Below are 13,239 nucleotides of genomic sequence, written 5' to 3'. Positions count from 1 at the left end.
GGCCGGGCATCGAGCCCGTCCGCCGCTGACCCACCCCTAGCCCCTCCCTTTCAAGGAGGGGAAGCAAGTTTTGCTTGTTACTTCTTGATTAGCCCGATCTCGACCAGCCGCTCGTGCAGATAGTCGTGCGCGGTGATCGGAGTGGGATAGCGGTTGGGCCGCTCGGCGCTGATCGTGCCGGGCAGCGTCTCGATCAGGAAGTCGGGCGCCGGATGCAGGAAGAAGGGCATCGAGTAGCGCGGGGTGCCGCGGCGCTCGACCGGCGGGTTGACGACGCGGTGGGTGGTCGAGGGCAGGACGTGGTTGGTCAGCCGCTGCAGCATGTCGCCGACATTGACCACCATCGCGCCCTGGGGCGGCTTGACCGGCAGCCAGCGGCCGTCGCGATCGAGCAGCTCGAGCCCGGCTTCCTCGGCACCGAGCAGCAGGGTGATCAGGTTGATGTCCTCATGCGCGCCGGCACGGACTTCGGGCGCGTCTTCGGCAACCGGCGGATAATGGAGCAGGCGGAGCACCGAATTGCCGTCGCGCACCGCCTTGTCGAACCAGTTGGGCGCAAGACCCAGATAGCGCGCGATCGCTGAGAGCAGCCGGTCGCCGGCATCGTCGAGCGCCTGGAACAGCTCGAGGAAGGTCTCCTTGAAGCCCTCGGGCCGGCTCGGCCAGATGTTCGGCGCCATCTCTGCCTCGAAGCGATGGCCCTTGGCCAGCTCGCGGCCGACGTGCCAGAATTCCTTCAGGTCGACATATTTGGCGCCCTTGGCGATCTCGGTCTTGAACGGCGTCAGGCCGCGCGCGCCGCCGCCGCCGGGAATGTGATATTGCCGCTTCTCGTCCTCGGGCAGGTCGAAGAATGCCTTGGTCATCGCCCAGGCGCGGTCGATCAGCCCCTGCGGCACGCCGTGATCGGCGACCATCGCGAAGCCGAAGCGCTGGAAGGACTGGCCGAACGCCTGCGCGAAGCCGTCCGGGTCGGCGGCCTGATCCGCCATCGAGACGAGAGGCACCTCGTCGAGAATAGTAGCCATTATGCGAGTCTCCTTGGCGCGCAGTTAGACCCGCCGGTGCCGACGCGACAAGTGCGCCGGCACGGCGGATTGCGCCAGGTCAAACCGCGATGCCCCTAGCTGCCGACGATCTCCATCCGGCCCTTGGTCCTGGCGCCGCCATCGCCCGACAGGCCGATGGTGAAGGTCTCGCCGTCGGCGGTGGTGCCGGCGAAGCCGTCGCCCTGCGCGGCGAACTTGAAGCCCTTGGCGGTGAGCTTGTCGCGGAACCAGCCCTGCACGGTGGCGAGCGCGGCGGGGCTGGTGAAGTCGGCGGTCACCTTGCCTTCGTCCTTGGCCTTGCCGGGATGGTCCTGCGCGTCGATGTTGAAGCTGGTGATCGTCGAGCCGGGATAGAGCTTGACCCCGTCCATGTCGAAATTCTCGGCGGTCATCTTGATCTGCGGCACCTTGAACGAGCCCTCGAACCCGTCGCCCTTGATCGCGACGGTGCCGTTGTTCATCGCGAAGGTGGAATTGTCGCCATCCTCGGAATGCGCGTTGATCGTGACCGAGGTGCCCTTGCCGCCACAGGCAGCGAGCGCGAGGGGAAGCAGGAGGAGCGGCAGGCGGCGCATCGGCGATCTCCGTGAGCGTGTTATCGTTGCAATACACTAACAGATGGCGGAATCGGGCGCAACAAGGGGGTGACGCGGGCGCCGCGATGCGCCATTTGCGCGGCCATGGAAGAGCCGCACCTCACTGCCGAAGCCGCCAACAAGGCGCCGCTCGCGTTCGGCGAGTTCGTCAGCCTCGTCGCGGCGATGATGGCGCTGACCGCGCTCGGCATCGATTCGATGCTGCCCGCGCTGCCGGCGATCGGCGCGAGCCTGGGCGTCGACGCGCCCAATCACCGCCAATATGTGATCACTGCCTTCCTGATCGGCTTCGCCTTCGCGCAGCTCGCTTATGGCCCGCTGTCCGACCGCTATGGCCGGCGCCCGGTGCTGGCGATCGCGCTCGCTTCCTATGTGGTGACCAGCGCGGTGGCGGCGCTTTCGGGCAGCTTCATGCTGCTGCTGATCGCCCGCGCGGCGATGGGTGCCTCGGCGGCGGGCGCGCGCGTCGTCTCGGTGGCGCTGGTGCGCGATTGCTTCGCCGGGCGGGCGATGGCGCGGGTGATGAGCCTGGCCTTCATCGTGTTCATGGCCGCGCCGATCGTCGCGCCGAGCCTGGGCCAGCTGATCCTCTATGCCGGATCGTGGCGGCTGATCTTCTGGGGCGTGGCGGGGCTGGCCTGCCTGGTGGTGGCCTGGTTCTGGCTGCGCATGCCCGAGACGCTGGGGCAGGAGGGGCGGCTGTCGCTCAGCCCCGCGCGGCTGTTCGCCGATTACGCGCTCATGCTGCGCGACCGCCAGGCGGTGGGCTATACGATCGGCATCATGCTGCTCTCGGGTGGGATGTTCGGCTTCATCGGCTCGGTGCAGCAGGTGATGGACGAAGTGTTCCACGCGCCGCAGCTGCTCGCGGTGGTGTTCCCCTGCGTCGCCTCGACCATGGCCCTCGGCTCGTTCCTCAACTCGCGGCTGGTGATGAAGGTCGGCATGCGCCGCATCTCGCACACGGCGCTGAGCGGCATGATCCTGTTCGCCGCGATCCATCTGGTCGTGACGCTGGCCGGGGTCGAATCGATCTGGAGCTTCACCGTGCTCCAGGCGCTGATGATGGGCTGTGTCGGCCTTTCCACCTCGAACTTCTCGGCGATGGCGATGGAGCGGATGGGCGAGATCTCCGGCACCGCCTCGAGCCTGCAGGGCTTCGTCACCACGCTGGGATCGGCGCTGATCGGCGCGGCGATCGGCCAGGCCTTTAACGGCACCACCGTGCCGCTCTACGCCGGATTCCTGCTTATGGGGCTGATCGCTTTCGTGGTAGTAGCAGTGACCGAGCGCGGACGGATGTTCCGGCCCAGCTGAGGGAACGCTTGGGCCTTTCCCGCCGTTCGCACCCGTGAAGCCTCGTCAACAGGGCGAGCGACAGGAGTGAGGTCAGATATGGGTGGTCATCAGGTTCCGGGACGCGGTTCGGGCGACGACGGGTTCGACGAAGAGGGCTATGACGAAAGCCAGCGCGCCGAGATCCTGGAGGCGACCAATGACGGCCCGAGCGACGGCAATCTCCTGACCGACCTCGCGCCCGACTATGGCGATGACGACGACGCGGACGAAGACGACCTCAAGATGGTCGATGACGAGATCGGCGAGGAAGACGACGACGCCGACCAGGCCGAGACTGCCGTCGCCGAGGATGAGGTCCAGGAGGATTTCGACGAGGACGATGACGACGACCTCGACGACGCAGACGAGGATTCGCTCGAGCCTTGACGTTCGGCCGGGGGCGGCGGAACATGCCGCCCCATGGCCAGCGACCCCAAGGTAGATGCCTATATCGCCAGCCGTGCGGAATTCGCGCGGCCGATCCTCACCTGGATTCGTGCGCGCTTCCACGCCGCGGTCCCCGAGGTGGAGGAGACGATCAAATGGTCGCACCCCTTCTTCACGCTTGGCGGCAGGCCTTTCGCCAACATGGCGGCGTTCAAGGCGCATGCGAGCTTCGGCTTCTGGAACCGCCAGGCCAATGAGACCGGCAAGGAAGGCGAGGCGATGGGCCAGTTCGGCCGGATCGAGTCGCTCGCCGACCTGCCCGATGCCGCCGAAGTCGAGCGGCTGATCCGCGAGGCGGCGGCGACGCTGGGCGAGGGCAAGCCGGCACGGCCGCGCGCGGCGCCCAAGGGCGAAGTGGAAGTGCCGCCCGAGCTCGCCGCGGCGCTGGCCGGGGACGAAGCCGCCCGCGCGACCTTCGATGGCTTTCCGCCGAGCTGCCGCCGCGAATATTGCGAGTGGATCGGCGAGGCCAAGCGGCCCGAGACCAGGGCCAAACGCGTCGGCGAAGCGATGGCCTGGATGCGCGAGGGCAAGCGCCGCAACTGGAAATACGAGAATTGCTGAGCACCTCCCTCTCCCCGCTGGCGGGGAGAGAGGCAGGATTCCGCCGCGTTCCCTGCGCAATCGTCTCAAGACGTACTGCGCCTCTCCCCCAAAAGGGGAGAGGGAGAAGCTTGCCATCCGCCTTTCGCATGATATGTTACAACATCATAACGAGGAGAGGTGCCATGGCCCGTGTCGTCCGTGCTCGCATTGCCGAATCCGCCCCGATCGGCGCGATCAACATCACGCCCCTGATCGATGTGATGCTGGTGCTCCTCGTCGTCATCATCCTCGCCATCCCGATCGCCACCCACAAGCTGCCGATCGAGCTGCCGCCGCCCAATCCGAGCGCAGCCGAACAGCTGCCGCCCTCGGTGCTGGCGATCGACCGGCAGGGGGCGCTTTACTGGAACGGCAGCGCGATCGCCGATGCGGTGCTGCCGCAGAAGCTGTCGGCGCTCCAGCAATCGGGCGCGGTGCTACACGTGCAGACCGATCCTGAGGCACGCTATGAGCGCTTCGACGGCGTGCTCGCCGTGGTGAAGCGCGCCGGGATCACCAAGCTCGGCTTTGTCGGCAACAAGCCGCTCGACTGAAGGAACGGGCACATCCGGCCATTCGTTACGCTCCCGAACGAATGAGGAATTCCCGGATGCGCCTACCCCTGATTGCCCTGCTCGCGCTCGGTGCCTGCTCCAGCCAGCCGGCGCCGGAGAACAGCATCGTGCAGAGCGAGGTGACCAACGTCACCGACGACGCGTCGCCTGCGCCGCTGGACAAGGCCCCGGTCAGGACGACGACCAAGGCGACCACGACGATCGGATCGCCGGCGCCTGCTGCCACGCCGACGCGCGAGGTGGTAAGCGAGGCGCCGTTCGCTGCGGACAGCGCGCAGGGTGCGGCCAATGTCGTCCAGACCTATTATGCGCTGCTCGGCGAGGGCAAATATGGCCAAGCCTATGCGCTGTGGAAGCCGGGCGCTGCGGGAATGCCGCGCGACGCGTTCGCCGCCAGCTTCGCCAGATATCGCGACTATCATGCCGAGATCGGCGCGCCGTCGGGCATCGAGGGTGCGGCGGGATCACGCTATGTCACCGTGCCGGTGCGCGCCTATGGCAATCTCAAGGCCGGCGGCCCGTTCAACCTGCGCGGATCGGTGACGCTGAGCCGCGCGGTGGTCGATGGCGCCACGCCCGAGCAGAAAAGCTGGCATATCAGCGCCAGCGACCTGAAGCCGCGCCCGGGCGAGGCGGTGCCGGCGACGGTCGACAATCGCTCGCAGGCGCGGTTCCGCTGCATCGACGGGGTGCGCATCGTCGCGCGCTTCGATCCGGACCACGGCCAGGTGATGCTCGTCCGCGCCGGGCGCACGATCGTTCTCAAGCAGCAGCGCATGGCCTCGGGCATCCGCTATTCGGATGGGCGCATCAGCTTCCAGGGCAAGGGCGACACCATGGCCTTCGAGGCGCCCGGCCAGCCGCCGATCGCCTGCGCGGTGATCCGCTAGCCGTTGACGAAGTTTTCCAGCACGCCGAGATCGCTGTTGCTGACATTGGTGCCGGTCGCGTCCTCGAGCGCGGCCGCCGCCTGGTGGCTCTCCTTGTCGCCCATCCCGACAAAGGTGACCGCGGTGAAGATCACGCCGGCCGCCCAGAACAGCGCGGCCCAGCGGCTGCGGAAGATGCGGGAAGGGCGGCGCGGGATCATCGTGCCGGGATAGCGCCGGGGGATGAAGGCTGCGCTTCCGAGATTGGTTAAGCTAGAAGGGGCGCATGGCCAGTTACACCGCACAGATCACTGCCGGGCCCGAGGACATCGACGAGCTCGGCCATGTCAACAATGCCGTCTGGGTGAAGTGGATCCAGGACGTCGCGGTCGCGCACTGGTATGCCGTCGCCGCGCCCGAGCATAGCGAAGCCTATATGTGGGTCGTGACCCGCCACGAGATCGACTATCGCGGCAATGTCGTGGCCGGCGAGACGGTGACCGGCGAGACCTGGGTGCCCGAACCGCCCCGCGGCGCGCGCTTCGATCGCTACATGAAGTTCACCGGGGCAGACGGGAAGGTCCGCGTCGAGGCCAAGACCACCTGGGCGATCATCGACCGCGCGACGGGCCGGCTGATCCGGGTGCCGCCCGAAGTGGCGGCGCCGTTTCTTTCCTAAATCCGCCCCCAGAGCGCAGCGGCGAGGGAGGGGGACCATTGCGCAGCAAATGGTGGAGGGGCGCGCCAACGGCGCATCCACCGCCTGCCGCGCGTTCAGGACGGCGTGGCTTCGCCTCGCCGCCCCCTCCGTCATGCTTCGCATGCCACCTCCCCCGATGGGGGAGGATTGGATCATCCGCTGTTGCGCAGCGCCGTCGCGATCGCGTTGATCGACAGCAGGATGCCCTCGCCGATCCGGGGATCGTCCTCGCCGGCGCGGTGGCGCTTGAGCAGCTCGATCTGGAGCAGGTTGAGCGGCTCGATATAGGGCAGGCGCAGGCGGATCGAGGTCTCGAGCCCCGGGTGCTTCTCGAGCAGCCGCGTCTGTCGCGTCGCCTGGAGCAGGCCGTCCTGGGTCCGCTGCCAGCCGTCGCGGATCTGCCCGAAGATATTGTCGCGCAGTCCCTCGTCCTCGACCAGCTTGGCATAGTGCGCGGCGATTTCCATGTCGGACTTGGCCAGCACCTGCTCCATGTTCGCCAGCGTCGAGGCGAAGAGCGGCCAGGCCGTCGCCATCTCGCGCAGCAGGCCCTTGTCCTCGAACGCCTCGATCGCCTGGCCGACGCCGTACCAGCCCGGCAGCATCACGCGAGCCTGCGCCCAGCTGAACACCCAGGGGATGGCGCGCAGGTCCTCGATCGCGTCGGATTTCTTGCGGCTGGCCGGGCGCGAGCCGATCTTGAGGCCGGCGATCTCGGCGATCGGCGTCGCCTGGCGGAAGAAGGTGGTGAAACCCTCGGTCTCGTAGACCAGCCCGCGATAGGCCTTGAAGGCAGCGTCGGAGAGCTGGTCCATCGCCGCGGCGAAGCGGTCGGCATCGGCCTTGTTCAGCTTCTCGGGCTCGAGGCTGGCGAGCAGCGTGGCCGAGGCCATCGCCTCGAGGTTGGTGCGCGCGCTTTCCAGAGTGCCGTATTTGGCGGCGATGATCTCGCCCTGCTCGGTCACGCGGATGCGGCCCTGCACCGTGCCCTTGGGCTGGGCGAGGATCGCCGCGAAGCTCGAGCCGCCGCCGCGCCCGACCGCGCCGCCGCGGCCGTGGAACAGCTGCATGCCCAGGCCCGCCTTCTCGAACACCGGCTTGAGCGCGGTCGAGCCGCGCGAGAGCTGCCAGGTCGAGGTGAGGTAGCCGCCGTCCTTGTTCGAATCGGAATAGCCGATCATCACTTCCTGGTGCCCGCGCTTCGCCGCGATCGCCTTCACCTCGGGCAGGCCGAGCCAGGCTTCCATGATCGCCGGCGCGCCCTCCAGGTCGCTGATCGTCTCGAACAGCGGGATCGCCATGATGTGCGCCTGGGGAGTCTCGCCGGGGATATAGAGCCCGGCTTCCTTGAGCAGGATATGGACCTCGAGCAGGTCCGACACCGACTGCGCCATCGAGACGATATAGTGGGTGATGCACTGGCGGCCGTATTTGGCATGCGCCTGCGCCGCCGCGCGGACGATGGCGAGCTCGGACGCGGTCTCTTCCGAATATTCGGCATAGGGGCTGGTCAGCGGCCGCGCATTGGCGAGCTCCTTGCGCAGGATCTCGACGCGCTTGTCCTCGGGCAGCGCGGCATAGTCCTCGGCCACGCCGCCGGCCTTGAGCAGCTCGGCGATCACGCGCTCGTGCACCGCGCTGTTCTGGCGCATGTCGAGCGTGGCGAGGTGGAAGCCGAAGGTCTCGACCGCGCGGATCAGCCGGCCGAGCGCGCCGCCGGTGGCGAGCGGACCGTTGCCCTCATCGGCGAGCGCCCGGGCGACGGTGACCAGCTCCTCGCGGAACTCGGCGGGGGTGGCATAGGGCTCGGCGGCGATGGCGGCCGGGCGCGGCGGGGCCTTGCCGGTGAGCTTCTGGTGGGTGGCGGAAAGCCGCGCATAGATGCCGGTGATCGCACGGCGATAGGGCTCGTCGGCGCGGCTCTTGGCTTCGTCATGGCTGGCTTCGGCGAGCTTGAGCAGCGCCTCGCTGACCTGGACATGCTCGGTCGAGATCGACAGCTCGGCGCCGAGCGCATGGACCGCGTCGAGATAATAGCCAAGCACTGCCTCGGACGCGCGGGCGAGCGCGAACTGCAGCGAATCGGCGGTGACGAAGGGGTTGCCGTCGCGGTCGCCGCCGATCCAGCTGCCGGGGCGTAGGAACGAGGGCGTGCGGTTGCCGAGTGCGCGGTCCCAGCGGGCATAGAGCGCGGGCAGCGTCGGCAGGAAGACGTCGCGCAGATAGGAGAGCGCGGTCTCCACTTCGTCGGCGACGCCCAGCTTCTCGCGGCGCAGGACGCGCGTCTGCCACAGCAGTGCGATCTGCCGCAGGATCGCTTCCTCGACCTTGTCGCCGTCCTCGGTCTCGGCGACGCCCCGGTCACGCAGCAGCATCAGCTCGGCGATCCGGTTCTTGTGGTCGATCATCGACTTGCGGCGCACTTCGGTGGGGTGCGCGGTGAGCACGGGTACGACGAGCGCGTGATCGAGCAGCGCCATCACGGCGTCATGGCCGATGCCTTCGCCCTCGAGCCGCTTGAGCGCGGAGGCGATGTCGGCGTCCTTCTCGACCTCGACGCCCTGGCGATCCTCGGCAAGGTTGGCGAGCATCGAGAACAGCATGAAGCCGCGGGTGAAATCGAGCGTCTCGTCGAGGCTCAGCCGGTCGAGCCCGCGATCCACCGATCCCGATCCCGCCACGCCGCGCGCACGATCGACCGAGGTCGAGCGGATATACTCGATGCGCTTGAACAGCTCCTCGCCGCCATAGGCACGGATCACGTTGCCGAGGAGCCGACCGAGGAAGCGAACATCCTCGTTATTTGCGATTGCGAGGCTAGCCATGAGGCGCGTTGCTGCACTGCGGAACGTTACGGGGTCAATGGATAAGCGCTTGGGGGTGCGTTTAGTTTCGCTTTTCGCCGCAAACGTCCGAGGAATCAGCGCGAAGTGACTTCCGCATCGCTTCCCCAGCCGCCCAGGCCGGGATCATTCTCGATGATCGCATCGGGGTTCTCGGCGGGCGGGGCGAGATCGGCGCCCAGGCCGAGCGAATCGGGGATCACCACCAGCGTCGTACCCGGCCCGACCACGCCGGCGAGCGCGCGGCGGAACGGGTCGCTGCCCTGGAAACGGCCGGCATCGGGCGCGGCATAGCCGGCGGCGGCGCTCCCCTCGCCGGGCAGCGCCATGCGCTTCCAGCGATAGTCGCCAGCCACCACGTCCTGCAGCACATAGGCCTGCATCCGCTCGATCTCGCCGTCGAACGCCACCGGCGCCGATCCGATCTCGACGCCACCGCGCAGAACCACCATCCGCCGGTCCGCGCCGCTCACCACGATCGAGACCGGGCCGGAGGGCGAGAGCTCGGGGCGCCACACCGCGGGCCCGGCCGGCAGCGCAGGCGACAGCGGATTGGCGCCGATCCGCAGCGCCGGCGCCTGGTTGGTGACGATCACGGTCATGCCGAGCTCGGTCTCGTCGAACAGCAGCCGCGCGAACGCCTCGGGCAGGCGGATGCAGCCATGCGAGGCTGGATAGCCCGGCAGATTGCCGGCGTGGAGCGCGATCCCGTACCAGGTCAGCCGCTGCATGAACGGCATCGGCGCGTTCGAATATTTGCTCGAGCGGTGCCACTTGGCCTTTTGCAGGATCGTGAACACGCCGGTGGGCGTGCGGTGGCCCTCGCGCCCGGTCGAGATCGTCGAGACTGCGATCGGCACGCCGTTGCGATAGGCGACCACGCGCTGGGTGGCGATGTTGACCACCACCAGCATCGGCCCCCTGGGGGCGATCTCGGGCACCCACAGGAACTCGCCGGGCTGCAGCCGCGCGACCGACGCCATCACGCTGCCGCCGCCGATCGGACGCATCTGCGCGGCACCGGCGGTGGCGAGCAGCCCGGTGGCGGCCGTGAGCAACAGCGCGCGGATTCGCTTGGATCGCAGCAAGACTCACCCCCGGGATTTGGCGTCATGACACCCTATCAGTTCGCGCCTGCAACGAAAACGGGGCGGTTGCGCGAAAGCTGTGAGTCCTGAGTCCGGTCAGCCGACCGTCTCGAGCATTGCCTCTCGTGCGCGATCGACATCGGGCATACGGTAGATCCGCTCGTCGATCGCCGCGAGGCGCGACGGGACGATCTCGCTGCTCGAGACGCCGTAGAGCTTCTGGAAGTTCATGATCAGCGGCTGCCATTTGGCCGGGTCGATCCGGTTCTCATGCCCTTCCATGAGCAGGCTCGGATGCACATGGACCCGGGTGATGCGCACCTCGAAGGCCGAGAGCAGCCCCGCGACCTGGGGGTCGTCGGCCATCATGTCGTGCCGCTCGGCGACGACCGCTTCGAGCTGGATCGGGCATTCGAGTACGCGCGGCGCCGCCACGGTCTGCGCGGCGATCGGTGTGAGGCCAGCCGCCTCGAACTTGCGTGGTTCATAGGCATAGCCCAGCCGCTGCTTGAGCTCGGGCACTTCCCTGGTGCCGGTCAGCCGGGTCAGCCGGTTCACCGCATCGCCCTGCGCCGGCGACGCCAGGTTGAGCACGCACTGCCCGGTGCGGATCATATTCTGCGGCGTCTGCGATGCAGTCTGCAGGCCGAGCATGCACCGCCATCCGAGCCACCAGGCGGACGACATCGGCGCAAGATTGGCGGTGCCGTCCGGGTTCAGCGTGCTGACCAGGACAACGGGGGTGCCGAGATAGAGGATCGAGGGTTCGATCGTGACATGCGGAATCGAGACAGGGGAATCGGTCATGGGAGCTCCGTGATTGCGAACGGTGCCACGCCTAGGATCGGCCGCGGGCGCGCGAACTCCGCTTCTTGCGCTGGAAGTGGCGGGCCCTAATCTGGGCAGCATGAACCCGGCGGACGGCATTGCGAAACGGATGCGCGGCGCGCTGATCGGCCAGGTGCGCGCGGTGTTCAACGACCAGGCCAAGGGCGAGAAGCCGGTGCAGCGCAAGCCCGACGAAAGTCTGTTCGGGCCCAAATCGGTGGTGTGGCGCGTGCATGGCGACGTCACCACGATGATGGTCGGCGGGGTGACGGCGCTGCTGCTCCAGATGCTCCATCCCGCAGTGCTCGCCGGCGTGTGGGACCATTCGACCTTCCGCGGCGACATGCTCGGGCGCCTCAGGCGCACCGCGCGCTTCATCGCGGTGACCACCTATGGCTCGGCCGCCGAGGCGCAGGCGATGATCGACAAGGTCCGCGACGTGCACACCCGGGTGAAGGGCGTGCTGCCCGATGGCACACCCTATGCGGCTGACGATCCGCGCCTGCTCGCCTGGGTCCACGTCACCGAGGCGGTGAGCTTCCTTGATGCCTGGATCCGCTATGCCGAGCCGGGCATGAGCCTGGCCGACCAGGACAGCTATTTCGCCGATTTCGCCCGCATCGCCGAAGCACTGGGCACGATCGACGTGCCGCGCAGCCGCGCCGAGGCCGATGCGCTGATCGCCCGGATGCGTCCCGAGCTCGTTGTCGACGACCGTACCCGCGAAGTGGCGCGCATGGTGCTTGATCAACCGGCGCCGAGCCCGGTGGTGATGCCCTTCCAGGCGCTCACCTTCGGCGCGGCGGTCGACTTGCTGCCCGGCTGGGCGCGGGCGATGCATGGGCTTTCGGGCGCCGGGCTGGCGACGCCGGCGGTGCGCATCGGCACGCGCGGCGTGGCGCGCACCTTGCGCTGGGCGTTCCGCTAGGGACTCTAGTCCTGGCCGGTCTCGGCCTCGTCTTCCGCCAGCGCGAGCGAGACGGTGCCCCGGCCCCGGCGGGCAAGGCCGATTTCGGTGGCCGCCGCGCGCGAAACGTCGATCAGCCGGCCCTTGTCCCAAGGGCCGCGGTCGTTGATCCGCACGACCACGCTGCGCCCGCTCGCGACATCGGTGACGCGCACGCGCGTGCCGAAGGGCAGGCTGCGATGCGCGGCGGTGAAGTCACCGGGATCATAGGCTTCGCCGCTCGCGGTGCGCTTGCCGGCGAAGCGGTCGGCATAATAGCTCGCCTCGCCCGTGGCGATCGCGGCGGCGGACGCCAGGCCGGGCGCGTTGGCATGGGAGATCGCGCAAGGCGAAAGCAGCATTGCCATGGCGGCAAATGCCATCCTTCGCTCGAACCTTGCCCCCATTGCCTGCGCCCCACATTGCCCGGGGCCGGGCCTGCCGCCGATCGGTGAACAAATCCACACCGGCGGGCCATTGGTGCGGCATATCGTGGTTGTGCGGCGACGAGCCGTGCGCGCTCAGGCCGCGTCGAACGCCAGCGTGTAGGTGTAGCTGCGATAGGGCGCCGCCGAGCCGGCCGGTGCCTCGGTGCGGTGGCGGACGAGGATCAGGTAGAGGCCGGCATCGGCGGGACGCAGCGTGAAATTGCCCTGCGCGTCCGAACGGGCCGTCGCGGCGATCTTCTTGCCGTCGTAATTGCCGGCGGCGCGGAACAGCGTGACTTCGGTATTGGCGAGCGGCTTGCCGTCGAAGAGCAGGCGGAACTGCGCGTCGCTGCCCGATGCGATCTCCGCCGGATGGGTGAGCGGCTGGACCTCGAGCGCGGTGCCGATCGGCTTCAATGCGCCGGCGCTGGGCGCACCGCGGGTGACATAGGCCTCGGCGAGCGTCGTGCTCTGCACGTCCACCGTGCGCGCGCCGGCGGGCGGGGCGCCGTCCTCCCCGGCGATGATCCACTGGCCGCCCGCCTGGTACATCTTGCCCATCCGACCGAGCCGCTGGCCGGTGGTGAGGCGATAAGTGCCCTCGGCCGAGAGGTCCGCCTCGAAGATGGTGAGGTCGCGCAGATAGGTCGGCTTGCCGACTTCGCCCTGGGTGCCGTCGGGCCGGATGAAGTGGAAGGGCGCGTCCTTCATGCCGATCTCGGGCACGAACGCGTCTTCGCCGAAGGATGAGGTGACGGTGACGTGATCGCCCTTGCCCACGTCGAACATCGTCGGCAGCAGATAGGGCATGTGCGCCTGCGCGGCGGTGCCCAGTGCCAGCGCGCCGAGGATGATGAGTTTGGCAAATCGCATGGCGGTCCCTCTTTTTGCTGCATTTTAATTATTGCGATTCACTCGCAATCGCAAGTCTGTGTCGAAATGTAAGG

At 68.1% G+C, this 13,239-nt stretch carries 15 protein-coding genes; 7 read left to right on the top strand and 8 right to left on the bottom strand.

What is annotated here, in order from left to right:
- Window positions 1–77: 77 nt before the first annotated feature.
- Both ABLE38_RS07225 and ABLE38_RS07220 read right to left on the bottom strand, forming a co-directional pair.
- Complete coding sequence (locus ABLE38_RS07225) at window positions 78–1,028, bottom strand: 2-oxoglutarate and iron-dependent oxygenase domain-containing protein (protein WP_348973481.1); 951 nt, start codon at window positions 1,026–1,028, stop codon at window positions 78–80.
- A gap of 95 nt (window positions 1,029–1,123) precedes the next feature.
- Window positions 1,124–1,624, bottom strand: a complete 501-nt coding sequence (locus tag ABLE38_RS07220) for a hypothetical protein (protein WP_348973480.1) — start codon at window positions 1,622–1,624, stop codon at window positions 1,124–1,126.
- A gap of 105 nt (window positions 1,625–1,729) precedes the next feature.
- On the opposite strand from ABLE38_RS07220, the gene ABLE38_RS07215 reads away from it, so the two are divergent.
- The 5 genes from ABLE38_RS07215 to ABLE38_RS07195 all read left to right on the top strand — a co-directional run bounded on the left by ABLE38_RS07215 (window position 1,730) and on the right by ABLE38_RS07195 (window position 5,480).
- Window positions 1,730–2,962 (top strand): multidrug effflux MFS transporter, encoded by a 1,233-nt coding sequence (locus ABLE38_RS07215; protein WP_348973479.1) that lies wholly within the window; start codon window positions 1,730–1,732, stop codon window positions 2,960–2,962.
- A 78-nt stretch (window positions 2,963–3,040) separates the two neighbouring features.
- Window positions 3,041–3,370, top strand: a complete 330-nt coding sequence (locus ABLE38_RS07210) for a DNA primase (RefSeq protein WP_348973478.1) — start codon at window positions 3,041–3,043, stop codon at window positions 3,368–3,370.
- Between the two features lie 33 nt (window positions 3,371–3,403).
- Entirely contained in the window at window positions 3,404–3,994 is a 591-nt protein-coding gene (locus ABLE38_RS07205; RefSeq protein WP_348973477.1) for a YdeI/OmpD-associated family protein, read from the top strand.
- A gap of 164 nt (window positions 3,995–4,158) precedes the next feature.
- Entirely contained in the window at window positions 4,159–4,569 is a 411-nt protein-coding gene (locus ABLE38_RS07200; protein WP_348973476.1) for a biopolymer transporter ExbD, read from the top strand.
- A gap of 56 nt (window positions 4,570–4,625) precedes the next feature.
- The gene (locus tag ABLE38_RS07195) at window positions 4,626–5,480 is read left to right on the top strand and encodes an MliC family protein (protein WP_348973475.1); all 855 of its coding nucleotides are present in this window, start codon (window positions 4,626–4,628) and stop codon (window positions 5,478–5,480) included.
- Here ABLE38_RS07195 and ABLE38_RS07190 read toward each other — a convergent pair.
- Window positions 5,477–5,680 carry a hypothetical protein gene (locus ABLE38_RS07190; RefSeq protein WP_348973474.1) on the bottom strand — a complete coding sequence of 68 codons (204 nt, stop codon included), beginning with the start codon at window positions 5,678–5,680 and terminating at the stop codon, window positions 5,477–5,479. The genes ABLE38_RS07195 and ABLE38_RS07190 overlap by 4 nt on opposite strands.
- Before the next feature lie 65 nt (window positions 5,681–5,745).
- Here ABLE38_RS07190 and ABLE38_RS07185 point away from each other — a divergent pair, with 65 nt between their 5' ends.
- On the top strand, window positions 5,746–6,138 hold the full coding sequence (locus ABLE38_RS07185; protein WP_348973473.1) for an acyl-CoA thioesterase: 393 nt from the start codon (window positions 5,746–5,748) through the stop codon (window positions 6,136–6,138).
- Window positions 6,139–6,311: 173 nt separating this feature from the next.
- On the opposite strand, the gene ppc is transcribed toward ABLE38_RS07185, so the two are convergent.
- The 3 genes from ppc to ABLE38_RS07170 all read right to left on the bottom strand — a co-directional run bounded on the left by ppc (window position 6,312) and on the right by ABLE38_RS07170 (window position 10,897).
- Window positions 6,312–8,984 (bottom strand): phosphoenolpyruvate carboxylase, encoded by a 2,673-nt coding sequence (gene ppc / locus ABLE38_RS07180; protein ID WP_348973472.1) that lies wholly within the window; start codon window positions 8,982–8,984, stop codon window positions 6,312–6,314.
- 95 nt (window positions 8,985–9,079) lie between these two features.
- The gene (locus ABLE38_RS07175; RefSeq protein ID WP_348973471.1) at window positions 9,080–10,090 is read right to left on the bottom strand and encodes a L,D-transpeptidase; all 1,011 of its coding nucleotides are present in this window, start codon (window positions 10,088–10,090) and stop codon (window positions 9,080–9,082) included.
- A gap of 96 nt (window positions 10,091–10,186) precedes the next feature.
- Window positions 10,187–10,897 carry a flavin reductase family protein gene (locus ABLE38_RS07170; protein ID WP_348973470.1) on the bottom strand — a complete coding sequence of 237 codons (711 nt, stop codon included), beginning with the start codon at window positions 10,895–10,897 and terminating at the stop codon, window positions 10,187–10,189.
- Between the two features lie 100 nt (window positions 10,898–10,997).
- Between ABLE38_RS07170 and ABLE38_RS07165 the strand changes: the two genes are divergently transcribed.
- Entirely contained in the window at window positions 10,998–11,846 is an 849-nt protein-coding gene (locus tag ABLE38_RS07165; RefSeq protein WP_348973469.1) for an oxygenase MpaB family protein, read from the top strand.
- 5 nt (window positions 11,847–11,851) lie between these two features.
- Here ABLE38_RS07165 and ABLE38_RS07160 read toward each other — a convergent pair whose 3' ends face one another.
- Together ABLE38_RS07160 and ABLE38_RS07155 are read right to left on the bottom strand one after the other, a co-directional pair.
- Window positions 11,852–12,232: a septal ring lytic transglycosylase RlpA family protein gene (locus tag ABLE38_RS07160; RefSeq protein WP_348973468.1), complete on the bottom strand. Its 381-nt coding sequence runs from the start codon at window positions 12,230–12,232 to the stop codon at window positions 11,852–11,854.
- A 153-nt stretch (window positions 12,233–12,385) separates the two neighbouring features.
- Window positions 12,386–13,165, bottom strand: a complete 780-nt coding sequence (locus ABLE38_RS07155; RefSeq protein ID WP_348973467.1) for a DUF4198 domain-containing protein — start codon at window positions 13,163–13,165, stop codon at window positions 12,386–12,388.
- Window positions 13,166–13,239 lie beyond the last annotated feature (74 nt).

This window comes from Sphingomonas sp. KR3-1 (assembly GCF_040049295.1).
Lineage (GTDB): Bacteria > Pseudomonadota > Alphaproteobacteria > Sphingomonadales > Sphingomonadaceae > Sphingomonas.
This window is presented reverse-complemented; position numbering and strand designations above follow the sequence as displayed.